Below are 20,750 nucleotides of genomic sequence, written 5' to 3' on the forward strand. Positions count from 1 at the left end.
GAGGACTCCTTACGTAAGGTTGGGGCCATGAACAAACCGGGGCGGCTGGGTGGGGTAGGCAAGAAGAGGCCATCCACCGTGGTGACGATGGCCGACGTGGCGCAGACCGCGGGGGTTTCCACGATGACCGTGTCGAACGTGATCAACGGGCGGCCGCGGGTCGGTGCTGCGACGCGGGAGCGGGTGCTGGCCGCGATCAGCGACCTCGGTTACCAGGTCAACCTGGCCGCCCGGCACCTGCGCGCGGGCCGCACCGGCGTGGTCGGCCTCGCGGTCCCGGAACTCGAGCGCCCGTACTTCGCCCAGCTGGCCGGCCGGCTCGCCGACCGGTTCGAGGCGCACGGGCTGCGGATCGTGATGGAACGCACCGGCGCCAGCCGCGAGGGCGAGCTCGACGCGGTCGCCTTCTCCCGGCTGCGGATGTACGACGGCCTGATCCTCAGCGTGGTCGACATCGACCCGGCCGAGCTGACCCAGATGCACCCTGACGCACCGGTGGTGATGATCGGCGAGCGTGCACTGCCGTCGCGTTTCGACCACGTGATGATGGACAACGTCGACGGCGCCCGGCAGGCGACCGCGCACCTGCTCGCGACCGGCGCCCGCCGTGTCGCCATGCTGGGCGGCAACCCGGAGTGGACCGCGAACATGCCGGCTCTGCGCGCCGAGGGCTACGCGCTCGCACACACCGAGGCCGGCGTACCGATGGACCCCGAGCTGACGGTTCGGTGCAAGTTCACGCTGCAAGAGGGGTACGACGCGATCCGGTCGTTGCACGAGCGTGGGATCGGCTTCGACGCGGTGTTCGCGCTCACCGACGTAGTTGCCCTCGGCGCGCTTCGAGCGCTGGCGGATGCCGGGCTGCGGGTGCCGGACGACGTCCAGGTGATCGGCTTCGACGACATCGACGAGGCGCCGTACCTGGTCCCGGCGCTGTCCAGCATCAATCCGGGACACGAGGAGATGGCCGACGCGATCGTCGCGCAGCTGATCGCCCAGATCAACGGCGGACCGACCGGCGAACCGCAGGAGCTGGTCGCGGCGGCGCGGCTGATCCTGCGCGGCACCACCAAACCTGTCGACTGAGACCACGGCCTACCTCGTCACGCAGCAGTGAGTTTGTTGCGCAGAGGTATATCGATAAACCTCCCGGCTGGCAAGACCTCGGCCCGGAACCGTTCCCTGGACGGTTGCCGGGCCGAGGGGTTCCCCCCTAGTCGGCGAGCAGCTTGGCGATCTCCTTCAGCTGGTCGTCGCTGAGCGGACCGAGGGCCATTGCGCCCGCGTTCTCCTCAGCCTGAGAGACCGTCCGGAACCCGGGAATCGGCACCGTCCGCGGGCTGCGAGCCCACAGCCACGCCAGCGCGCCCTGCGCCAGCGTCCGCCCGTCGCTTTCGAGTACGTCGCGGATCGCCGACACCTTGTCCCACCACTCCGGCGCGGGTACACCGCCCTCGTCGAAGAACCGGAGCCAGGACGGCGGCAGGGTGCGAATGTCCGCACCGGTCGCCGGCCGATCCGCGTTCCGCCGGCCGAGGATGCCCATCCCCAGCGGCGTCCGGTTGATGCTCGCGAGGTCGGCCCGCTCGCACAGCGCGAAGAAGTCCGCAGCGTCGTGCAGAACACTCGCCTCGTGCTGGATCGCCGCGCAATGCTCGCCTTCGGCGAAGAGCTCGGCGCTGTGCAGTGTGTCCGTGCTCCAGGCGTAGCTGCGGATCAGCCCTTCCCGGACTAGGTCCTCGCACGCTTCGCGGAGTGGAAGCGCGATGTCGTCGGTCGTGTCGAAGTGCAATTGGTAGAGGTCGAGGTAGTCCGTGCCGAGCCGTTCGAGGGAGGCCCGGACGGCCTTGTGTACATACTCGGGTGTCTTGTCCTGGTGATGCATGACCCGGGTCGACTCGTCGAAGGTGTTGCCCCACTTGGTCGCGATCACCACCTGGTCGCGCCGGCCCTCGAGTGCCTTGCCGAGAACGCGCTCGCTGTGGCCGGCGCCGTACACGTCCGCGGTGTCGAAGAACGTCACGCCGAGCTCGATCGCCCGCCGGATCGCCCGGACCGACTCGTCGTCGTCGACCTCGCCCCACCCCAGCGGCTCTCCGGCCGGATTGCTGAACGGACCGCCGATCGCCCAGCACCCGAACCCCACCGGGCTGACCTCGATCCCTACTCGTCCCAACCTGCGCATATCCATGCCGTCAAGCCAATCAGCCCGCCTCTCATCCGTCCAATGCATCTTTGTGGCGCTTTTGATGCATGCACTGCATGGGCTGTCGCTGGGGTTTACCGCTCAGTACCCGGTAGCTCGGGCGGCGAGGGCGTGGTTCATGGCGACGAACTGCGGCTTGATGGTGCTGTTCAGCATCGACCGGGTGAATGGGATCGCCACCCCGCGGAACTTCTCCTCCTGGATCAGCCGGGTACGCCCGTTCGGCAGAGCCTCGAGCCGGTACGAGTGCTCACCGTCGAAGATCCCGCCGGGTGGGACCTTGCCGATCCAGCGGAGCTCCTTGTTCGGCTCGACCGCGAGCAGGGTGGGCGTGAACTTGGTCTCGGCGCCCTTGGTGTCGCGGAGCACGTTGGTGATCTTGGCGCCCTTGGTCAGTTCACCGGTCGAGGAAATGATGAACGGGTTCCACTCCGGGTACGCCTGCCGATCCGTGAGTACCTTCCAGACCTGCTCGGGACTCGCGTCGATGTCGATCTCGGTGTGCAGGACGAACGGCCGCGCGATCGTGTAGGTCGTGTAGCCGACCAGCAGCACCACGACAGCGGCGACCACGGTCAGTACCTTGCGGGACTTCTTGATCTTGCGGGACTTCTTGGGTGACTCCAGCTTCATGACTGCTCCGGATCAGGTCCGAGGGTGCTGTGCACCAGCTCCCTCACATAGGCAGAAGTGATCGGCTCGCCGGTGACGAGGAGCCGGTAGTACAACGGTCCAACCATTTGGTCGACCAAAATTGCGGGGGCGGCATGGCCTGGCACGAGACCATCGGCTTGGGCTTGCGCGACGACTGCGGTGACAGCGGCGTGCCGCTCACCCCAGAGGCCGCGCACGCTCTCACCGACCCGCGGCTCCCGGGCCGCAGCCGCAGCGAGGTCCGCGATCAGGGTGGTTGGTATACCGTTCAGCGTCTCGGCGATCCCGGTCACCAGTTCGGTGAGATCGCGTCGCGGGTCGCCGCTCGGCGCGAACGGTACGGCGGAGCGCAGGCCGGCGATCATCGCGATCACCAGCTCGGCCTTGGTCGGCCAGCGCCGATAGATCGTGGTCTTCGCGACCCCGGCCCGTTCCGCGACCCGGTCGATCGACATTCCGTCGTACCCGCCGGCCCGCATCTCGGCCATGGCGGCCTGCAGCACTCGTCCCTCCACCCCGGCATCCCGCGGCCGCCCACGTCCCACCATCGTCGCTCCTTTTCGCTACTGCGGTGTCGAAAAGAACTGTACAACTATTTACGCAACTGCGGTAGCGGAAAAAATCGCTGCCATGAACTGTCAGGTTTTACTGCGACCGTTAGGCGGGTGACCCAACGACACAAGCTGCTGTTGCCGGCAGCCTTCATCACGTCCCTCGGAAACAACATCCAGCTGATCGGCGCCGCGCTGCTGCTCGTCCGCGCGCACGGGTCGATGCTGGACGTCGGCTGGCTGTTCATCGCGGTCGCCGTACCGCAGGCAGTGCTCTCGCCGTATTTCGGTCGCCTCGCGGACCGCTTCGATCGGCGCCGGCTGTGGATCGGGTGTGATGTGCTGAGCGCGGTCGCGGCTTTGTGCCTCCCGATCGGGCTGGCGCTGGGCGGGCCGCAGCAGGCGCTCGTGTACGCGAGCAACTTCGCGCTCGCGGTCATCGCCGCGCTCTTCGTGCCGACCAGTGCGGCTCTGGTCCGCGAGCGGGTGCCGGGCTCGGAGCTCCGGCGCTTCAACGGGCACTACGAGATCGCGCTGCAGTGCGGGATGTTGCTATCGGCATCGGTCGGCGGATTCGCCTTGCAGTACTTCGGTTCCACGCCACTGTTCGTGTTCAACGCGACGACGTTCGTTGCCTCGGCGCTCTTCGTTGCCGCGGCCGGCCCACGCCGCCGTCCCGCCGAGCCGGCCGTCCCGGCCGCGACCGAGTCGGCTGGATCGACTGGGTGGTTCACCGGGGCTGCACTGCCGTTGGCGCCGCTTGCGCTGCTCTTCGGGCAGGGGCTTGTGGTGGTGACGGTGTTCAACGCGTTGTTGCCGGTGCTGCTCATCGGTGAGTGGCATCGTGGTCCCGCGATTCTCGGGATCGTGGATGCGGTGGGAGGCGCCGGATTCTTGCTGGCTGCGATCGCGTATCGGCGGAGCGCCGTACGCTTCGGTGATCTTCGGGTCGCGCTCGCGGGGTTCCTGGTGTGCAACGTATTGCTCGTGCTGCAGCCGCTCTTCGGGGTGGGTGCATTAATGGGGCTGGTGCTAGTCGGGGCGTTCGTCTTCGGGCAGGCTCGGATCGCGACGCGGTCGTTGTTGATGACCTCGGTCGACGAGTCGCGGGTCGGGCACGCGTTCGGCGTCGCCAATGGGTACGGGCTCGCCGCCACGGTCGTCGTCATGCTGGTGACCTCGGTGGTCACCGGGCGGACGGACACCCGGTACGGCTTCGCGACCCTCGTCACGATCAGCGTGCTGGCCGCCGTACTGGCCGCGCTCTGGATCAGGCGGTCAGCCTCCCCTCGGACGACCGCAGCCGAGCTTGAAGCAACAGGACTTATATAAGTGTTGTTATGATTCCGCCATGGACGATCCGACCGAGCAGAGTCAGTGGCGGGGCCTGCACCAGTTGCAGGCGCGGATGGACGCCGAGATCGGGCGCATCTACACCGATCGGCAGATCAAGGGACTGAAGCCGAGCTACGTGATGGAGCTGCTCCGGCTGCACGCGAAGGGCCCGATGACGATCACCGAGCTGGCCGAGTCGGTCGGCCGGACGCATTCGGCGCTCAGCCAGAAGGTGTCGGCGATGCGGACCGCAGGGCTGGTGCGGACCGTGCCGGGGACCGATGCCCGGAGCAAGAAGGTCGCGCTGACCGCGAAGGCGAAGAAGATCGTCGAGCTGCTGGCAGCCGAGTGGCGGGCCACCGAGGCGGCGATCACCGAACTGGAGGCAGAGCTCCCATACCCGATGACGCAGGTCGTCCGGGATGTCGAAGAAGCGCTGGCGCGGAAGAGCTTCCACGACCGGATCGCCGAGAAATTGCAAGAGCTCGGCGAACCGAAGTGAAGGGGGCGCTCGGCGTACGGCGGGCGTTGATCGACCTCGAGCCGTTGAGGGCTTCGCCGGTATTCCGGCGGCTGTGGTTCGGTCAGGTGCTGTCGACGTTCGGTGGGCAGTTGGCGTTTGTCGCAGTGATGTTCCAGGTGTGGGACGAGACGCAGAGCACCGCGTGGACCGGTGCGGTCGGGTTGTCGCAGGCGTTGCCGTTGATCCTGCTCGGGCTGTTCGCGGGGGCGGCCGTCGATCGGTTCGAACGGCGTCGGTTCTACCTGATCACCACGTTCGGGCAGTTGGTCACCTCGGCGGTGATGGCGAGTCAGTTGGTGATCGGTTCGGTGCCGGTCGGCGTACTGCTCGGGCTCGTCGCCATGCAGGCGTCGTTCGCGGCCGCGGCCGGGCCGGTCGCGCGGACCGTTCTGCCGCAACTGCTGCCGCGGGAGCTCCTCGCCGCCGGGATCGCGCTCAACCGGATCGCGTTCCAGGGGGCGATGCTGCTGGGGCCGGCGATCGGTGGTCTGGTGGTGGGCGCTTGGGGTACGGGCGCCTGTTACCTGATCGACTGTCTCAGTTTCCTCGCCGCGCTGTACGGCGTACTCGGGCTGCCGCACCTCCGGGTCGAGGCTGTTGTGAAGGCCGGATTGCGGGGAGTGTGGGAAGGGCTGGCGTTCGTCGGGTCGACACCGGTGATCCGTGGTGCGCTGATCACCGATCTGGCGGCGACCGTGCTGTCGATGCCGGTCAGCCTGTTCCCGGTGATCAACGCGGAGCGGTTCGGCAACGATCCGCGGACGCTCGGCCTGTTTCTGACCGCGATCGCGGTGGGTGGGGTCACCGCGTCGTTGCTATCTGGCACGTTCACTCGGCTGCCGCGACATGGAGTGGTGATGCTGGCGGGGTCGGCGGGGTGGGGGATCGCGCTGGCGCTGTTCGCGTTCTCGCCCGCGCCGTGGCTGGCGTTGGTGTTTCTGGCCGTGGCCGGCGCCGCGGACACCGTGGCGGTCGTCTCCCGGAGCACAATCGTCCAGCTGCACACGCCGAGCGAACTGCTCGGCCGGGTCAGCGCTGCCGAGCAGATCGTCGGCCAGGCCGGCCCAGACCTCGGCAACCTCCGCGGCGGCCTGGTCGCCCAACTCACCTCGCCCGTCACCGCCCTCGCCTCAGGCGCCCTGCTCTGCGTAGCCGCCGTAGCAACAGTCGCCGCCACCACCCCCGGCCTACGGGCCTCCGAGGTACCTAACGACAGGAGGTAGTCCGGCTTGCCAGGCGGTCTTCCGTCCGAGCTGCCCGACCGGGGCCGCCGCTGGCCCACTACCTCCTTAGGCTCACAGAGCGACGGTGCGGAAGCCGGTGTTGCCCATGGAGGACTCGGGGGTGTTGGAGGAGCGGGCGGAGTTGCGGTAACGGTTGCAGTAGGAGTCGTGGCAGAGGTACGAGCCGCCACGCATCACCCGGGCCGCGCCGAGGGACGGGCCCTGGGGGTCGGTGTCGGGGGTGAACTTGTAGTACCGCGGGCCGAACCAATCTGCGCACCACTCCCACACGTTGCCGACCGTCTGCCACAGTCCGTACCCGTTCGGCGCGAAACTGTGGACCGGCGCGGTGGTGAGGTACCCGTCCTCTTCGGTGTTCGTCCGGGGGAACACGCCTTGCCAGATGTTGCAGCGCCACTCACCGTCGTCGCCGAGCAGATCGTCACCCCACGGATAGCGCGCACTCTCGAGACCGCCGCGGGACGCGAACTCCCATTCGGCCTCCGTCGGCAGGCGGCGCCCGGCCCATCGGCAGTACGCGACGGCGTCGTTCCAGCTCACGTGTACGACGGGGTGGTCGTCGAGCCCGTCCAGATCCGACCGTGATCCACCCGGATGCCGCCAGTCGGCCCCGCGTACGCCGGCCCACCATGGCGTACCGGACGCCGGGCCCATCACCTCATCCGGCTCCGCCTGCAACGCGAGGTGGAACACCGCGGAGAACCCGAAGGTCTCGGCCTCCGTCCGATACCCGGTCCCGTCGACGAACCGCGCGAAGTCCGCATTCGTCACGCTCGTCGCGTCAATACTGAATGCAGCGACCCGAACCCGATGCGTCGGCGTCTCACCGTCACCAGGGTTGCCGTCCCCGGTGCCGTCGCCCATCGCAAACTCGCCGTCCCCAACCACCACCTGCTCAACCCGATGCGCGGCGGCGGGGCGCGCGTTCTGCACCGCCCCGGCATCCGCCGCCGCTCCCGCGTCCCGCGCCGGCTGGGCGTCCGACGTGGCCGCGGAGGCCGCCGGTCTCGCCGGTGCGCAGCAGGACGGATGCTCGTCGGTCATGCCCCCAGGATCTCAACTCAGTCAGTCCGCACATCATCCGGCCTGAGGGGAGATCGGTCAGCCGAGGGTCGGGGGGCCTTGCTCTATCCGGCGGAGGACTGGGTCCAGGCGGTAGAAGTCGGTGCCGGTGATCAGTTGGCGTTCGTCCCACCAGGTGGCGCCGGCTTCGGCGAGCGGCTCGATCAGCGCGCGCGAGCGGGCCGGGTCCGCGGGGCTGATGCCGCCGACGATCACGTCGTACGGCGTGGTCCGCTCGCCGCGCTGGTCACGGAGGAAGGCCATGAGGTCGCGCAGTTCGTCGACTGGTGGGGCCTCGCCGTGGTTGGCGTTCTTGAACAACGGTACGGCGCCGTCCCAGCGCGCGGCCCGTCGCATCGGGGCCTTCCGCGGCCAGTAGCCGGCGATCCACACCGGCGGCCGCGGTTGCTGAGCGGTTGCCGGTAGCAACGTAACGTCATCCACCCGGTAGTGCTTGCCGTCATGATCGACCGTCGAACCGGACCAGTACGCCGCCAGCAGGTCGAGGCCCTCGTCCAGTTTCTCGGCCAGCACCTTCGGATCCGTCTCGTCGCCGAAGCTGCCGAACTCGTCCTCGATCGGCCCGCCGAGCCCGGCACCGAAGATCACCCGCCCGCCGCTCATCGCGTCGAGCGTCGCGACCTGCCGCGCCAACTGCTCGGGTCGCCGCCGCGCCACCGGCGTCACCAACGGGCCCAGCTTGATCCGCGACGTCGCCAGCGCGGCCGCGGTCATCAGCATCCACGGATCACCGAATGCCTGCCCGCGCCGCCGCTCCTTGCTGTGGACGACGTGGTCCCAGACGAACAGCCCGTCCCACCCCGCCTCCTCGGCCGCGGCGGCTACCCGCGCGACTGTGTGAGCGTCGGCGAAGTCTCCGAAGTTCGGCACGTTGATCGAGAAGCGCATGCCCGCATCCTCACTCATCGAGACGCAGTTCGACGAACGGAATAGTGTCGCCGGGCAGCAGGTACGTCTCGACCTCGACGAACCCGTGCGCCTTGGCGAACCGCAGTCCGTCCTCGTTGGAGGCGAGGATGTGCGTCTCCACCCCCGCAGTGCTCAACTCCCGCGCACGGGCAAGGCAGCGCTGGTAGATCGCCTCCCCGAATCCACGGCGCCGGTACTCCGGCAGCACCCGAGCGATCACCGTCGCCGCGGTGGTGTCCTCCGACGGCGGCCGCACGGTCGAGTTGCCCACCAGGAGATCGCCGTCGTATGCGACCTCGAGGACGTTGCGGCCGGCTCGCTCCCGGATCTCGTCCACCGACAACGGTGCGGTCGGGATGATCTCGTTGTGGACGCGCTGCCAGTCCAGCAGGGTGGAGTCGTCCTGCATGGTGTTGTCGTCCTGCATGGTGTTGTCGTCCTGCACCGGCACGATCCGAAGCCCAGGCATCACCTCGGCATAGTAGCGTCCGGGGTGTGCGCATTCTCTTTGTCGGTAACAGTTTCACGGCGCGGAACAACCTGCCTGGTTTGCTGAAGGGTCTGGCGGGAGCCCGGGGGATCGACCTCGAGCACAAGCTGATCTCCGCGGGCGGCGCGTCGCTCCGGCAGCACCTCAACGCCGGGGCAGCACTCGAAGCGATCGCGTCCGGCGGCTTCGACACCGTCGTACTGCAGGAGCAGAGCACGCTCCCGATCAAAAGTCCGGCCCGCTTCCGGGAGAGCGCTCGCGACTTCGACGCCGCGATCAAACCGGCCGGCGCCCGGACCGCCCTCTACGAGACGTGGGCGCGACGGAACGCTCCGGAAACCCAGAGAGCGCTCACCGACGCGTACGCCGGGAGCGCGGTGGAGCTCGGCGCGACGCTCGTACCCGTCGGAATGGTCTGGGAGCGATTCCTGGCCGATCACGATCAGCCGGTGTTGCACGACGCGGACAACAGCCACCCCGCACTCGCCGGCAGCTACCTCGCGGCGTGCGTGTTCCTGATCGCGCTCCTGAACGAGGACCCGGTCGGCATCGACGTACCGGTGAAGGGCCTCGACGCCGACACCTCGGCTCTCCTTCGTCAGGCAGCGTGGGACATCTGCTCCGAGTTGGCGTCCGCCGGATAGACCACCCCGCTGTCGTCCGGAAATCGCGGCAACATGTTGCCTAACCGTGCCGCGCTTGTCAGGATGGGCCGGTGACCACCAACGATCAGGGACCGGCCGCGCCGGTGGCGGCGACCGTCCTGCGGCCGCTCCGGCTGCGGGACGTGCGACTCGAGGGCAGCTTTCTCGGCGAACTGCAGGCGACCAACGGGACGGTGTCGATCCCGAAGGGGGCAGAACATCTCGAGGAGCAGTGGGACAACTTTCGGAATGTGGCGAAGGGGGCCGCGGATGCGGAGTACCACGGGCCGAACTATGAGGACGGCGAAGCGTACAAGTGGCTCGAGGCGGTTGCGTGGGAGGCGGCGCGGAGCGAGGATCCGCGGTTGCTCGACTGGCTGGAGTCCCGGACCGAGCTGATCGCGGCGGCACAGGACGAGGACGGGTACCTCGGCACCTTCGTGCAATCGGGTCAGCGGGACAAGCGGTACCGACAGCTCGACTTCGATCACGAGATCTTCAACATGGGCGCGATGATCCAGTCCGCGGTCGCGCAGTTCCGGGCGACCGGGCGGACCGAACTGCTCGACGTCGCTCGGCGCGCCGCGGATCACCTGCATCGGACGTTCGGCACCGGGCAGGATCAGCGTGAGGGCTTCTGTGGTCATCCGGTCGCGGAGCTCGGTCTGGTCGAGCTCTACCGGACGACCGGCGAGCAGCGGTACCTCGATCAGGCCAAGTACTTCGTCGACGCCCACGGCCGCTCGATCCTTGCCCCCGGCAACCCAGGTCGGGCCGCGTACCTGTCCGACCGGATCCCGGTCCGCGAGACCACGGCACCGGAGGGCCACGCCGTACGCGCGATCTACCTTGCTGCCGGCGCCACCGATGTCGCGATCGAGACCGGCGACACCGAGTTGCTCGGCAAGCTCGAGACGCAGTGGCAGAACATGGTCCAGACCAAGATGTACGTGAACGGTGGCCTCGGCAGCCGCTGGGACGGCGAGTCGTTCGGCAACCCGTACGAGCTGCCCAGCGACGTCGCGTACGGCGAGACCTGTGCCGCGGTCGCCGGTGTGCAATGGAGTTGGCGCTTGCTGCTGGCAACAGGCAAGGCCCGGTACGCCGACCTGATCGAGTGGCAGCTGTACAACGCCGTACTGCCGGGCGTCTCACTCGATCGGTCGAAGTACTTCTACGTCAATGCTCTCCAGGTCCGCGCGGACTCCGACGACTCCGACAAACGGGCTCCCGGCAACGGCCGGCAACCGTGGTTCGGCACGAGTTGCTGCCCGACCAACCTGATGCGGACCTTCGCGTCGCTGCAGCACTACGTCGCCACCACCACCGGCGACGGCCTGCAGATCCACCAGTACGCCGCCGGCACGATCGAAACCGACGAGCTGAAGCTCGATATCGCGACGGACTACCCCGTCACCGGTCGCGTCGTCATCACGGTCCGGGAAGCGACCTCCGCCTCCCTCGCGCTGCGCATTCCGGGCTGGGCCTACGGCGCCGAAGTCACCGTCCAGGACGAGGTAATCCCGGGCGTTCCCGGCACCTACGTCAAGGTCAACCGCGCCTGGCAGGCGGGAGACCGCCTCGTGCTCAACCTGCCGATGACGCCGCGCCTCGTGCACGGGCACCCGCGCGTCGAGGGGATCCGTGGCTCGGTCGTGATCTGCCGAGGGCCGTTGTTGTACGCCGTCGAGCAGGTCGACCAACCGGATGGTGTGATTGTCGACGATCTGATTGTCACCAGTCCGCGACTCGACGAGGTCCTGGGGGACGGCGTACCGCTGATCACCGCCCGCGGCGCCACGTGGAAACCGCAGGAGGTGCTGTACGCCGATGAGCCCGCGCGGCCGGCTGACGTCGTACCGATCACGGCGTTGCCGTACTACCAATGGGCCAACCGTGACGTCGGTCCGATGAAGGTTTGGCTGCCCCTAATGACTCAGCACAGTTAGCCCGCGGTCTCGTCGGTCGACGCGCGGACGACGAGCTGACACGGCACCTGCTCGAGTCCTGAGTGCGGCCGTCCTTCGATTGCGTCGAGCAATCGTTGGGCGGCCACGCGGCCGACATCCGCGAGCCGGAGATCCACCGATGTCAGTGGCGGGCGGGCGCCTTCCGCGATCAGCTCCCAGTTGTCCGTACCGGTGATCGCCACGTCCTCCGGGATACGCCGGCCCAGCTCGCGGAGCGCGTCGGCGCCACCGCGGGCGAGCAGGTCGCTGGCGTAGTGGATCGCGTCGATCTCCGGGTTGCCGCGGAACAGGATATGGGTTGCCTGCCGGCCCCAGGCCTCGGTCCAGCCGCCGTACATCGCCATGCCGGTCAGCTCGAGACCGGCCGCGGTGAGCGCTGAGGTGAGACCGTCGTGACGGCGACGGGCCGGCTCGAAGCGCTCCGGTCCGGTGACGTGGGCGATCCGGGTCCGGCCGATCCGGAGCAGGTGTTCGGCGGCCAGGCGGCCGGATGCGGTGTCGTCGACGACAACCGAGCAGTCTGAGTCGTCGGCCGACGGCGTCAACGCGTAGACCACGGGGACGTCGCCCGCGCCGGCCAGCGGTGGCCGGCGGTTGAAGTTGCGCCCGGTCACGATGAACCCGTCGACCCGGCGGCCGAGGAGAACATCGACGTAGTGCCGCTCGCGGATCGGGTCGCCGCGGCTGTCGCACAGGAACACCGAGATCCGACCGGCCCCGAGCGCGTCCTCGGCTCCGAGCATGACCGGCACGCTGAACCGCTCGAAGCTGTCGGTGGTGATCATCCCGACTGTGTAGCTGCGCCGTTCGAACACGCTGCGGGCCAAGGCGTTCGGCCGGAAGTCGATCTCCTCCGCCGCCTGGCGGATCCGTTCCCGGGTCGCCTCGCTGATCTGGCCGGTGCCATTCAGTGCCTTCGACACCGTGCCGGGGGACACCCCGGCCCGGGCCGCCACATCGCGCACCGTCGCCCGCCGTTCCTGGCTCACCCGATCCCCTCCGTCCGTGTTTCCGGAAACAACCATACCCGCCCGATCGGGCGTTTCCCTTCACCGGACGCCGTTCGACTCTTGACCGCCCCGCGCCGCTCTCCTACAGTCGGGAAACATGTTGCCGTCCTGTTTCGGTGACGTTCGACCGCCCGAGGAGGGTTCATGTCAGCAACGATCGGCCGCCGCCAGGTGCTGCAGCTCGGTGGCCTCACCGCGCTCGCCGGTTTGGCCGGATGCAGCGGAAAGTCTCTGGGGGACAGCGGTTCCGGGTCTGGTGGTGGGGCCAAGCAGTTGCAGTTCATGTTCTGGGGGTCGACCGCCGAGCAGAAGGCGATCGCGAGCATGCTCAAGGCCTTCGAGCAGGAGAAGTCCGGTGTCACGGTCAAGCCCGTCTTCACCCCGGCCGACTACGACACCAAGCTGAACGCCCTAGTCGCCAGCAACCGCCAGCCCGACCTCTGCTACATGCAGAGCCCGATGGGATACCGCCTTGCGGAGCAGGGCAAACTCGTCAACCTCTACCCGTACTTCGACAAGTACCCGGACCTCGCGAACCGTCTGCCGGGCACCTACTTCTGGTGGGACAAGGGCAAGACCTACGGCACCCAGAGCGCGAACGAGATCATGGCGCTCTGGTATTCCAAATCGGCGCTGTCCGACGCGGGCGTCGAGACCCCGCCGGCCACAGCGGACAAGGCTTGGTCGTGGGACACGTTCGTACAGAACGCCTACAAGCTCACGCTCGACCAGAACGGCAAGCATCCGGATGAGCCGGGCTTCGACCCGAAGCGGATCCGGCAGTACGGCGTCTCCGCGGGCCTCGGACCGACGGTATACCAGCCTCTCCTGCTCAGCCGGGGGATCGACTTCACCGACGAGGCCGGGCGCAAGTCCTTGCTGGACACGCCTGAGGCGATCGGCGTGTTCCAGGACCTGGCCGATCTGATGTACAAGCACCGGGTCGCGCCGACCCCGGCCCAGCTCGGCAACAACGCACCCAGTACGACGGTGCAGCTGAAGACCCGCCGGGTCGCGATGGTGATCGACGGCCAGTGGACCCTGCTGGATCTGAGTCAGGGCAAACTCGACTTCGGGATGGGCGTGCTGCCGTCGTACGGCAAGCCGATGACGATCACGCTCGGCGGTGCGACCGCGATCTTCGCCTCGACCAAGCACGAGCAGGAGGCCGTCGAGCTCTACCTGTTCCACGACAACCCGACCAAGGTCGACCTGTTCAGCTCCGGTCTGTGGATGCCGCTGGAGAAGCGGTACTACACGGATCAGAAGGACATCGACGTCTGGACCAAGAACGACGCGCACCCGGCGGAGTACAAGACCGCCGCGATCGACTACACGGTCAACAACTCGGCGCCGTACTTCTACCAGAAGCTGCGCAACATCGAGGCGATCGACAAGGTGCTGACGCCGGCGATCCAGGTCATCCAGCAGGGCAAGACCCCGGCCGCGGAGGTGCTCAAGCCACTGGCCGCCAAACTGAACGGCGGCCTGCTGCAAGGCACCTACCCGGTCAACGGCAGCTGATGAGCACAGCAACGCAGACGGAGGCGGTGCCGTCCCAGCGGACAATTCCGACCTGGCCAGTCCGGCCGAGACAACTTGGCCGGTCGGAAGCACGCTGGGGATGGTTGCTCGCGATGCCGGCGATTCTGGGGTTTCTGATCTTCACGATCGGGCCGATGGTCGCCTCGCTGTTCTTCAGCCTCACGGATTGGCGGATCGGGGCGCCGGCCCGGTTCGTTGGTCTCGGCAACTATGACCGGCTGGCGCACGATCACCTGTTCTGGAAGTCGTTGAACGTCACCACCTATTACACCCTCGGCGTCGTACCACTGACGCTGCTGGTCGGGTTCGCCGTCGCGATCCTGGTCAACCAGGGCGTACGCGGGCGGTCAGCATGGCGGACGATCTACTACCTGCCGACGCTCGTACCGGCGGTGGCGAGCTCGGTGCTGTGGATCTGGATCTTCAACCCCGACTTCGGATTGCTGAACAGCCTCCTCCGGCAAGGTGGGCTGCCGACGTCGACCTGGATCTATGGCGAACGAAGCGCCGTACCGTCGCTGATCCTGATGAGCACCTGGGGATTCGGCAACACGATGGTGATCTTCCTGGCCGGGTTGCAGGGGGTGCCGCGGCAGCTGTACGAGGCGGTCGCGATCGACGGCGGCGGGACGTGGGCGCGGTTCCGGCATGTGACGTTGCCGTTCATGACGCCGGTGATCTTCTACAACCTGGTGACCGGGGTGATCGGGACGTTCCAGGTGTTCAACCAGGCCTACATCATGACGCAGGGCGGGCCGAACAACGCGACCGAGTTCTACATCTACTACCTCTACACGAAGGCGTTCACCGACAGCGAGATCGGGTACGCGAGCGCACTCGCCTGGGTGTTGTTCGTCGTGGTCCTGGTCATCACCGTGCTGCTGTTCCGGAACGCGCGCCGATGGGTGTACTACGAGATGCGAGCCGCCCGATGACGCGTCTGGAGGTCATCCGCCGTACCGCGGTCTGGGCACTGCTCGCGGCCGGCGGCCTCGTGATGCTCATGCCGTTCGCCTGGCTGGTCCGCAGCGCGCTGATGGACGACAACCAGATCTTCGTCTCGCCACCGGAATGGATCCCGCGTCCGTTCGCATGGGCGAACTTCAGCGGTGCGCTCGGGTCGCAGCCGTTCGCGCGGTACTTCCTGAACACGATGATCATCGAGGTGCTGGTGGTCACCGGGACCGTGCTGACGTGTGCGTTAGCGGCGTTCGCCTTCTCGCGGCTCCGGTGGCGCGGCCGCAACCTGATCTTCGGCCTGCTGCTGACCGGCGTGATGCTGCCGTACGCCGTGACGCTCATCCCCACGTTCGTGATGTGGGGTTCGGTCGGGGCGCTGGACACCTTCGTCCCGTTGACCGTTCCCGCTTGGTTCGCCGGCGCGGGTGGCGGGGTGTTCAACATCTTCCTGTTCCGGCAGTTCTTCCTGACCATCCCGTACGAGTTGGACGAGGCGGCGTACATCGACGGCGCAACCCCGTGGAAGGTCTTCTGGGGCGTGATCATGCCGCTGTCGAAACCGGTGATCGTCGTCGTGGTGATCTTTACCTTCATCGGCGTCTGGAACGACTTCCTGGGCCCGCTCCTCTACCTGACCGACGACAGCAAGTTCACGCTGGCGCTGGGCCTGGCCGGATTCCAATCCAGCTACACAGCCCAATGGGGCTTCCTGATGGCCGCCTCCCTGGTAGTCATCCTCCCCATCATCCTCATCTTCTTCGTCCTCCAGCGCTACTTCGTAGAAGGCGTAACCCTCACCGGCGTAAAAGGCTAAGGCCACCGCCGTGTACCTAAGAACGGGAGGTGGTCCGGTTCTGGGCGCTTGGCTTGGCCGAGTCACGCTCAGCCGGGCATATACGTAGACGACTACGTCCTGTTCTTAGGTACGCCGATCAGCGCAGGGTGGTGCCGTGGAGTCGCGGCCTGAGGGCGTGTTCTTCTACTTGGCGTCGTGGAAGACGAGGCCCAGGGTGTGGCGTTGGCCGGTGTGGATGGGGGAGACGCCGTGGCGGACGGGAGAGGCTGACCAGCCTCGGGTGGAGGGGACGGGGCGGTCTCGGGTGGTGAAGACGAGGCCGTGGCCTTGGGGGATGAGGGTTGCGGTGCCGCGGGACTGGGCTCGGGGGCGTTGCTCGACGAGGAGGAACTCGCCGCCGGTGTGGTCGACGCCGGGGTCGTTGAGGTTGATGACGACCTGCAGGGGGAAGACCTTGTCGCCGTACAGGTCTCGGTGCAGGGCGTTCCAGTCGCCCGCGCCGTAGCGCAGGAGGATCGGGGTCGGGCGGGGCTGTCCGGCGCGGTGGCAGATCTCGAGCCACTCGTCGAGCGTGTCCGGCCACTCCGCCTCACGGCCGAGCTTCAAGTACCAATCACGGGCTATCGGCAACAATCGCGGATAGAGCGCCTGCCGTAACGCCTCGACGGCCTCGGGGAACGGCCGGTCGAAGTACCGGTACTGACCTTCGCCGAACCGATGCCGGGCCATGTCGATCGTGGCGCGGAAGTGCTCGACCTCGTCGTACAGGGCCATGATCCGCGCAGCCTCCGCCGGCGTGAGCAGGCGGGGCAGCAGCGCGCACCCGAGGTCGTTCACCTCGGCGGTCACGGCGTCCCAGTCGGCTTTGGCCACTCGCTGCGCGTATCTGTCCATACAGAGGGAACGGATCAGCCCGCCGACGTGTGAGTCCAGCACGCGAGACACCGGAGTTAAAGTCGAGTAACTCACTAGACTTTCACGCACCAAACTCCGAGAGTTGCCCGGGACACTAGTTCGGATGGCTCGGTCGAACCGAAACTCCAGTCCAGTTGGTCGTCCCGGTCGCCGATGAAGCCGTCGAGGGACATGGTCATGTGCCAGATCACTGTGCCGGTCATGACTCACACGTTGCCCGGATCAGACGTATGCGTCTAATGCCAATCTGAGGGAGGAAGTATAGATAGCATCGATGCATGCTTGATCTTGTTCGGCTGCGGGTGCTGGCTGCGGTTGCCGCGCACGGTTCGGTGACCGCGGCGGCCGACGCGCTGCAGTACACCCAGCCCACCGTCAGTCATCACCTCGCCCGCCTGGAGGCGGCGACCGGCGCGAAGCTGGTCCAGCGCGTCGGGCGTGGCATCCGGCTCACGCCCGAAGGTGAGGTGCTCGCGCGCCGGGCGGTCGAGATCATCGGCCGGGTCGACGCGGCCGACGCCGAGCTCGCGGAGCTAGTCGGTCTGCGGTCCGGCCGGGTCCGGGTCGGGGCGTTCAGCTCGGCGTTGAGCGTCCTGGTGCCACCGGCCGCCGCCGAGCTGCGCCGGGAACATCCGAACCTCGAGCTCGAGCTGTCCGATGTCCACCCGAACGTCGCGACGCGGGCCCTGCGCGCGGGCGAGATCGACCTGGCGATCCTGTTCCGGTACGACGACGACCTCCCGGCCGACGGCCTTCGGTACACGCACCTGCTCGACGACCCGGTGCACCTGTTGAGCCGCCGTACCGGGGAGACCCTCACCGAGCATCGCGACTCGGCGTGGATCGCGGGGTGCGTGAACTGTCGGCAGGAGCTGCTCCAGCACTGCGAAAACGCCGGATTCACGCCGAATATCGCGTACACCAGCGACGACATCATCGTGAAGCAGGCTCTGGTCGCGGCCGGTCTCGGAGTCACGACCATGCCCGGCCTGGCCCTGCGATCCCATCACCTCGAGGGCGTGCAGACCACCGAGTTGCCCATCGTCCGCCGGATCTACCTCGCCACGTACGGCGAACCTCCGGACCCGCCGGCCACGGCGGCCCTCATCGAGGCGCTGTGTTGAGCGGGGGCCCGATGGGCACTAGTAGCGCATGCGGGAGCGCCTGGAGCTGCGGTACAACCAAATCTGGAAAATTGTCGTAGGGCTGCTGGCTGTCCTCGGGGTGGCCGCCGCGCCGCTGTTCCTCAGCCTGACGACGAATCTGATCGCCTTCCTGTCTTCGGCGTTCGTGGCCGGAGCGATCTGCCTCAGCGTGGGATTGTCGGACGAGCGGCCGACGGCCGAGCTGATCCACATCGTGCCTCGCTGGGCCGGCCTCGGTGGCCTGACGGCGCTGGCGATCAGCGGGTACGCCGCAGCCGCGGGACTGAACACGCTCATCCTGCTCGGGCTGATCATCGCCTCCTCCCCGCCGGTCGTCGCTCGCGTGCGGTCCGCCCGGCCGGCCGAATCAACGAAACCTGCCGGTGGCAGGCGATCGGTCACGGCACGGACCACCCGGACGCGTCCCGACCCGCCGCAGCCACCGCTCATCGACTTCCCGGTTCGTCCATATCTGTTCGCCGTACGGCAGACTCTCGCTGAACTGACCGACGCGGAGCTCTGTCTGGCCTGGCGGCGCAGCTTCCGGCAACTGCAGGTGGCGGCCGGAGGCGAGCGTCGGATTGTGATGGCGGACGTCCGCCGCGCGTACCTGGACGAACTCGAGCGGCGCCGGCCCGCGGCGTTCGCGGCATGGCTCGAGTCCGGCGCGCGGGCCGCCGGCGATCCGGGCAAGTTCTTTATCCCCCACACCAACTGAACACTGTGCGCAGGTCCGCGCCGATCAGCTCGACCGCGTGCCGGCCGGCGGACAGTACGGCGGGGAAGTTGAGGAACGCGTGCATTGTGTCGGCGTACTCGACCAATCGCGCCGGTACGCCGTCCCGCGCGAGCCGGCCGGCATAGGTACGAGCGTCGTCGCGCAGTGGATCACGTCCGGCCGCGAGGACCAGCGCGGGCGGGAGACCATCGAAGGTTTCGGCCCTGAGTGGCACGGCGGCAGCGGGCAGCTCGCCCTGGGGGAAGTACTGCGCGTCGGACCACCGACCGGGGGCGATGCTGAGGAAGGTGCCGTCGAACAGCCGGTACGACTCGGTGTCCTGGTCGAGGTCGAGGCTCGGGTAGCAGAGGATCTGGCGATCGGGGAGCGCCGTACCCGCGTCCCGCGCGAGCAGGCAGGCACCGGCGGCGAGTGCGGCACCCGCACTCTGCCCGCCGACCGCGATCCGGCCGCCGCCGCCGAGCTCGAGAGTGTGCTCGCGAAGCCAGTCCAGGGTGTCCCGCACGTCGTGAAGCCCTGCTGGATAAGGGTTTTCGGGCGCGACGCGGTAGTTGAGTGAGACAACGATGACGTTGCCCGCGGCAGCGATCCCGGAAGTCGCGTACTCGATGTCGCGGAGGTCGCCACCGATGAAGCCGCCGCCGTGCAACCACAGGACGATCGGTCGAGGCTCGTGGTTGATCCGGTAGACCCGAGCGTGCAGGGTGCGGCCCGGCAGGTCGATGGTGAGATCGTCGGAGCTCGTGCGGGGGTCACGCTCGCCGGCCAGCTCGGGATCGGGGAGCTCCTCGCGGTCCAGCAAGAGGGCCTGGTAGGGATCGAGGTCCGGCCCCTCGGGTTGGTTCGCGAAGTACTTCAGGAGCGCGTCGGTCTCGGCCCCGAACTCCGGGCTGTCGACAATCTCGGGCGTCATGCGGACACCGGCGCGGGCTGCAGGTGGCGGGCCGCGTGACCGAAGACGACGCCGTCCGGTGGAGTCGAGGCGTACTCGGCCAGTGCGCCGATGCCGCCGTCGAACCCGCCGCCCGTCGACGGGTCCGCCCACGACTTCTCGTCGTACTGCTCGATCTCGGCGAGCAGGGCCGCGCCGACGCTGTCGAACCGGTGCCGGAGCAGGGGCGACGGGAGGTGGCGACCGGCCTCGACCCCGCCGACGTTGAGAGCGCGGCCGATCTCGGCGGTCTCCCAGCGCGGGTCGAGACTCCAGTGCAGACGACCTGCCTTGGCGTCGCGGAGTACGGCAAGAGTGATCTCGTCCCACATCAGGATGTGCGCGATCAGGTCATGCAAGGAATCGCAGAAGTCGCCGAGTGGTCCGGCCGTCACCCGGTACGGCGCTCGCAGCTCAGCCTCGGTCCGTCCGTCGACACAGCTCAACAGCAGGTCCTGGTCGGTCCGGATCAACCGAGCCGCCTCGACTGGAGAAGTCATCGGTGTACGCATGTCCCGAATCAACCAGCTCCCGCGGTACAGCCGCCGTGGATTGAAGAAAGTCTTCAATCCACCCGGCTCGCGCGGTACTGCGCCATCTTGGCGCGTGCGCCGCACAGGTTCATCGAGCACCAGCGACGTCGGCCGGCCCGGCTCTCATCGACGAAGAGCAGGGAACAGTCGTCGGCGGCGCAGGTCCGGATCCGGTCCGCGAGCGGCCCGGTGAGGAGGTCGATCGCATCGCGCGCCAGCACACTGAGGAGGTTGGCGGCGTCGGTTGTGATGGGCTCGGCGCGAAGGTCGCGGGTCAGGCGGGGACCGGGGAGCGGCCGGGCGCTCCACCGGTTGACCACGTCGACGTCTTCGGCGAGCGGCGTACCCGCGAGGAGGCGGTAGAGCGCCTCCCGGAGAACCAGGGCCTGGGTGAACGTGCGTCCTGAGACCGGCACGGACTGGTCGGTCAGGCCGGCGTCGCGGAACCAGCGGCTCAGGTCGGCCGCGGCCGGGATCCGCTCGATCGGGGTCTGCAGCCGCTTGCCGAGCGTCGCGGTGAAGTCGACCGACGAACGACCGCCGACCCAGGTGAAGCGCGTCGTCATG

Annotated in this window: 23 protein-coding genes; 11 read left to right on the forward strand and 12 right to left on the reverse strand. The window is 67.8% G+C overall.

Annotation, left to right across the window (positions count from 1 at the left end):
- Positions 1–27: 27 nt before the first annotated feature.
- Positions 28–1,086: a LacI family DNA-binding transcriptional regulator gene (locus AB0E63_RS00655; protein ID WP_360359125.1), complete on the forward strand. Its 1,059-nt coding sequence runs from the start codon at positions 28–30 to the stop codon at positions 1,084–1,086.
- Between the two features lie 127 nt (positions 1,087–1,213).
- Here the strand turns inward: AB0E63_RS00655 and AB0E63_RS00660 are convergent, their stop codons facing one another.
- From AB0E63_RS00660 to AB0E63_RS00670, 3 genes are all read right to left on the reverse strand, one after another.
- Positions 1,214–2,191, reverse strand: coding sequence for an aldo/keto reductase (locus tag AB0E63_RS00660; RefSeq protein WP_360359128.1), 978 nt, complete (start codon positions 2,189–2,191; stop codon positions 1,214–1,216).
- Between the two features lie 96 nt (positions 2,192–2,287).
- Positions 2,288–2,839, reverse strand: a complete 552-nt coding sequence (locus AB0E63_RS00665; protein WP_360359131.1) for an SRPBCC domain-containing protein — start codon at positions 2,837–2,839, stop codon at positions 2,288–2,290.
- Positions 2,836–3,408 carry a TetR/AcrR family transcriptional regulator gene (locus AB0E63_RS00670; protein ID WP_360359134.1) on the reverse strand — a complete coding sequence of 191 codons (573 nt, stop codon included), beginning with the start codon at positions 3,406–3,408 and terminating at the stop codon, positions 2,836–2,838. The genes AB0E63_RS00665 and AB0E63_RS00670 overlap by 4 nt, the downstream gene beginning before the upstream one ends.
- Positions 3,409–3,525: 117 nt before the next feature.
- On the opposite strand from AB0E63_RS00670, the gene AB0E63_RS00675 reads away from it, so the two are divergent.
- From AB0E63_RS00675 to AB0E63_RS00685, 3 genes are read left to right on the forward strand one after another with little or no spacing between them, the layout of a single operon-like run.
- Positions 3,526–4,743: an MFS transporter gene (locus AB0E63_RS00675; RefSeq protein ID WP_360359137.1), complete on the forward strand. Its 1,218-nt coding sequence runs from the start codon at positions 3,526–3,528 to the stop codon at positions 4,741–4,743.
- A gap of 19 nt (positions 4,744–4,762) precedes the next feature.
- Positions 4,763–5,248 carry a MarR family transcriptional regulator gene (locus tag AB0E63_RS00680; RefSeq protein WP_360359141.1) on the forward strand — a complete coding sequence of 162 codons (486 nt, stop codon included), beginning with the start codon at positions 4,763–4,765 and terminating at the stop codon, positions 5,246–5,248.
- On the forward strand, positions 5,245–6,492 hold the full coding sequence (locus AB0E63_RS00685; protein WP_360359144.1) for an MFS transporter: 1,248 nt from the start codon (positions 5,245–5,247) through the stop codon (positions 6,490–6,492). Before AB0E63_RS00680 ends, AB0E63_RS00685 begins: the two co-directional genes overlap by 4 nt.
- 72 nt (positions 6,493–6,564) lie before the next feature.
- On the opposite strand, the gene AB0E63_RS00690 is transcribed toward AB0E63_RS00685, so the two are convergent.
- The 3 genes from AB0E63_RS00690 to AB0E63_RS00700 are packed head-to-tail and all read right to left on the reverse strand — an operon-like array spanning position 6,565 to position 8,974.
- Entirely contained in the window at positions 6,565–7,557 is a 993-nt protein-coding gene (locus AB0E63_RS00690) for a formylglycine-generating enzyme family protein (RefSeq protein ID WP_360359147.1), read from the reverse strand.
- Positions 7,558–7,614: 57 nt separating this feature from the next.
- Positions 7,615–8,484 (reverse strand): LLM class flavin-dependent oxidoreductase, encoded by an 870-nt coding sequence (locus AB0E63_RS00695; RefSeq protein WP_360359150.1) that lies wholly within the window; start codon positions 8,482–8,484, stop codon positions 7,615–7,617.
- A 10-nt stretch (positions 8,485–8,494) separates the two neighbouring features.
- Positions 8,495–8,974, reverse strand: coding sequence for a GNAT family N-acetyltransferase (locus AB0E63_RS00700; protein WP_360359153.1), 480 nt, complete (start codon positions 8,972–8,974; stop codon positions 8,495–8,497).
- 26 nt (positions 8,975–9,000) lie between these two features.
- Here AB0E63_RS00700 and AB0E63_RS00705 point away from each other — a divergent pair, with 26 nt between their 5' ends.
- Together AB0E63_RS00705 and AB0E63_RS00710 are read left to right on the forward strand one after the other, a co-directional pair.
- Positions 9,001–9,639, forward strand: a complete 639-nt coding sequence (locus AB0E63_RS00705; protein WP_360359156.1) for a hypothetical protein — start codon at positions 9,001–9,003, stop codon at positions 9,637–9,639.
- 71 nt (positions 9,640–9,710) lie between these two features.
- Positions 9,711–11,588, forward strand: coding sequence for a beta-L-arabinofuranosidase domain-containing protein (locus AB0E63_RS00710; protein ID WP_360359159.1), 1,878 nt, complete (start codon positions 9,711–9,713; stop codon positions 11,586–11,588).
- Here the strand turns inward: AB0E63_RS00710 and AB0E63_RS00715 are convergent.
- Positions 11,585–12,598 (reverse strand): LacI family DNA-binding transcriptional regulator, encoded by a 1,014-nt coding sequence (locus tag AB0E63_RS00715; RefSeq protein WP_360359162.1) that lies wholly within the window; start codon positions 12,596–12,598, stop codon positions 11,585–11,587. The genes AB0E63_RS00710 and AB0E63_RS00715 overlap by 4 nt on opposite strands.
- 165 nt (positions 12,599–12,763) lie before the next feature.
- Here AB0E63_RS00715 and AB0E63_RS00720 point away from each other — a divergent pair, with 165 nt between their 5' ends.
- The 3 genes from AB0E63_RS00720 to AB0E63_RS00730 all read left to right on the forward strand — a co-directional run bounded on the left by AB0E63_RS00720 (position 12,764) and on the right by AB0E63_RS00730 (position 15,938).
- A complete protein-coding gene (locus tag AB0E63_RS00720) occupies positions 12,764–14,143 on the forward strand; it encodes a sugar ABC transporter substrate-binding protein (protein WP_360359164.1) in 1,380 nt (459 codons plus the stop codon).
- 113 nt (positions 14,144–14,256) lie between these two features.
- The gene (locus AB0E63_RS00725; RefSeq protein WP_360359167.1) at positions 14,257–15,099 is read left to right on the forward strand and encodes a sugar ABC transporter permease; all 843 of its coding nucleotides are present in this window, start codon (positions 14,257–14,259) and stop codon (positions 15,097–15,099) included.
- Entirely contained in the window at positions 15,096–15,938 is an 843-nt protein-coding gene (locus AB0E63_RS00730; RefSeq protein ID WP_360359169.1) for a carbohydrate ABC transporter permease, read from the forward strand. Before AB0E63_RS00725 ends, AB0E63_RS00730 begins: the two co-directional genes overlap by 4 nt.
- 165 nt (positions 15,939–16,103) lie before the next feature.
- On the opposite strand, the gene AB0E63_RS00735 is transcribed toward AB0E63_RS00730, so the two are convergent.
- Both AB0E63_RS00735 and AB0E63_RS00740 read right to left on the reverse strand, forming a co-directional pair.
- Positions 16,104–16,814, reverse strand: coding sequence for a 2OG-Fe(II) oxygenase (locus tag AB0E63_RS00735; protein WP_360359172.1), 711 nt, complete (start codon positions 16,812–16,814; stop codon positions 16,104–16,106).
- Positions 16,815–16,888: 74 nt separating this feature from the next.
- Entirely contained in the window at positions 16,889–17,038 is a 150-nt protein-coding gene (locus tag AB0E63_RS00740; RefSeq protein WP_360359175.1) for a hypothetical protein, read from the reverse strand.
- Between the two features lie 75 nt (positions 17,039–17,113).
- On the opposite strand from AB0E63_RS00740, the gene AB0E63_RS00745 reads away from it, so the two are divergent.
- Both AB0E63_RS00745 and AB0E63_RS00750 read left to right on the forward strand, forming a co-directional pair.
- On the forward strand, positions 17,114–17,959 hold the full coding sequence (locus AB0E63_RS00745; RefSeq protein ID WP_360359178.1) for a LysR family transcriptional regulator: 846 nt from the start codon (positions 17,114–17,116) through the stop codon (positions 17,957–17,959).
- Between the two features lie 28 nt (positions 17,960–17,987).
- On the forward strand, positions 17,988–18,698 hold the full coding sequence (locus tag AB0E63_RS00750) for a hypothetical protein (protein ID WP_360359181.1): 711 nt from the start codon (positions 17,988–17,990) through the stop codon (positions 18,696–18,698).
- On the opposite strand, the gene AB0E63_RS00755 is transcribed toward AB0E63_RS00750, so the two are convergent.
- From AB0E63_RS00755 to AB0E63_RS00765, 3 genes are all read right to left on the reverse strand, one after another.
- Positions 18,679–19,632, reverse strand: coding sequence for an alpha/beta hydrolase (locus AB0E63_RS00755; RefSeq protein ID WP_360359184.1), 954 nt, complete (start codon positions 19,630–19,632; stop codon positions 18,679–18,681). The genes AB0E63_RS00750 and AB0E63_RS00755 overlap by 20 nt on opposite strands.
- Positions 19,629–20,150: a maleylpyruvate isomerase N-terminal domain-containing protein gene (locus AB0E63_RS00760; RefSeq protein WP_360359187.1), complete on the reverse strand. Its 522-nt coding sequence runs from the start codon at positions 20,148–20,150 to the stop codon at positions 19,629–19,631. The genes AB0E63_RS00755 and AB0E63_RS00760 overlap by 4 nt, the downstream gene beginning before the upstream one ends.
- Positions 20,151–20,215: 65 nt before the next feature.
- Positions 20,216–20,749, reverse strand: coding sequence for an ABATE domain-containing protein (locus AB0E63_RS00765; RefSeq protein ID WP_360359190.1), 534 nt, complete (start codon positions 20,747–20,749; stop codon positions 20,216–20,218).
- Between the last annotated feature and the right edge of the window lies 1 nt (position 20,750).

This window comes from Kribbella sp. NPDC026596, assembly GCF_040638415.1.
In the GTDB taxonomy this organism is placed as follows: Bacteria; Actinomycetota; Actinomycetes; order Propionibacteriales; family Kribbellaceae; genus Kribbella.

What these genes read in the sequence shown, in the direction of transcription:
- AB0E63_RS00665 (WP_360359131.1), bottom strand. Translation starts at nt 2,839, where the DNA reads ATGAAGCTGGAGTCACCCAAGAAGTCCCGCAAGATCAAGAAGTCCCGC.
- AB0E63_RS00670 (WP_360359134.1), bottom strand. Translation starts at nt 3,408, where the DNA reads ATGGTGGGACGTGGGCGGCCGCGGGATGCCGGGGTGGAGGGACGAGTG.
- AB0E63_RS00740 (WP_360359175.1), bottom strand. Translation starts at nt 17,038, where the DNA reads ATGACCGGCACAGTGATCTGGCACATGACCATGTCCCTCGACGGCTTC.
- AB0E63_RS00660 (WP_360359128.1), bottom strand. Translation starts at nt 2,191, where the DNA reads ATGGATATGCGCAGGTTGGGACGAGTAGGGATCGAGGTCAGCCCGGTG.
- AB0E63_RS00735 (WP_360359172.1), bottom strand. Translation starts at nt 16,814, where the DNA reads ATGGACAGATACGCGCAGCGAGTGGCCAAAGCCGACTGGGACGCCGTG.
- AB0E63_RS00700 (WP_360359153.1), bottom strand. Translation starts at nt 8,974, where the DNA reads ATGCCTGGGCTTCGGATCGTGCCGGTGCAGGACGACAACACCATGCAG.
- AB0E63_RS00695 (WP_360359150.1), bottom strand. Translation starts at nt 8,484, where the DNA reads ATGCGCTTCTCGATCAACGTGCCGAACTTCGGAGACTTCGCCGACGCT.
- AB0E63_RS00760 (WP_360359187.1), bottom strand. Translation starts at nt 20,150, where the DNA reads ATGACTTCTCCAGTCGAGGCGGCTCGGTTGATCCGGACCGACCAGGAC.
- AB0E63_RS00655 (WP_360359125.1), top strand. Translation starts at nt 28, where the DNA reads ATGAACAAACCGGGGCGGCTGGGTGGGGTAGGCAAGAAGAGGCCATCC.
- AB0E63_RS00755 (WP_360359184.1), bottom strand. Translation starts at nt 19,632, where the DNA reads ATGACGCCCGAGATTGTCGACAGCCCGGAGTTCGGGGCCGAGACCGAC.
- AB0E63_RS00765 (WP_360359190.1), bottom strand. Translation starts at nt 20,749, where the DNA reads ATGACGACGCGCTTCACCTGGGTCGGCGGTCGTTCGTCGGTCGACTTC.
- AB0E63_RS00690 (WP_360359147.1), bottom strand. Translation starts at nt 7,557, where the DNA reads ATGACCGACGAGCATCCGTCCTGCTGCGCACCGGCGAGACCGGCGGCC.
- AB0E63_RS00680 (WP_360359141.1), top strand. Translation starts at nt 4,763, where the DNA reads ATGGACGATCCGACCGAGCAGAGTCAGTGGCGGGGCCTGCACCAGTTG.
- AB0E63_RS00745 (WP_360359178.1), top strand. Translation starts at nt 17,114, where the DNA reads ATGCTTGATCTTGTTCGGCTGCGGGTGCTGGCTGCGGTTGCCGCGCAC.
- AB0E63_RS00725 (WP_360359167.1), top strand. Translation starts at nt 14,257, where the DNA reads ATGCCGGCGATTCTGGGGTTTCTGATCTTCACGATCGGGCCGATGGTC.
- AB0E63_RS00720 (WP_360359164.1), top strand. Translation starts at nt 12,764, where the DNA reads ATGTCAGCAACGATCGGCCGCCGCCAGGTGCTGCAGCTCGGTGGCCTC.
- AB0E63_RS00730 (WP_360359169.1), top strand. Translation starts at nt 15,096, where the DNA reads ATGACGCGTCTGGAGGTCATCCGCCGTACCGCGGTCTGGGCACTGCTC.
- AB0E63_RS00750 (WP_360359181.1), top strand. Translation starts at nt 17,988, where the DNA reads ATGCGGGAGCGCCTGGAGCTGCGGTACAACCAAATCTGGAAAATTGTC.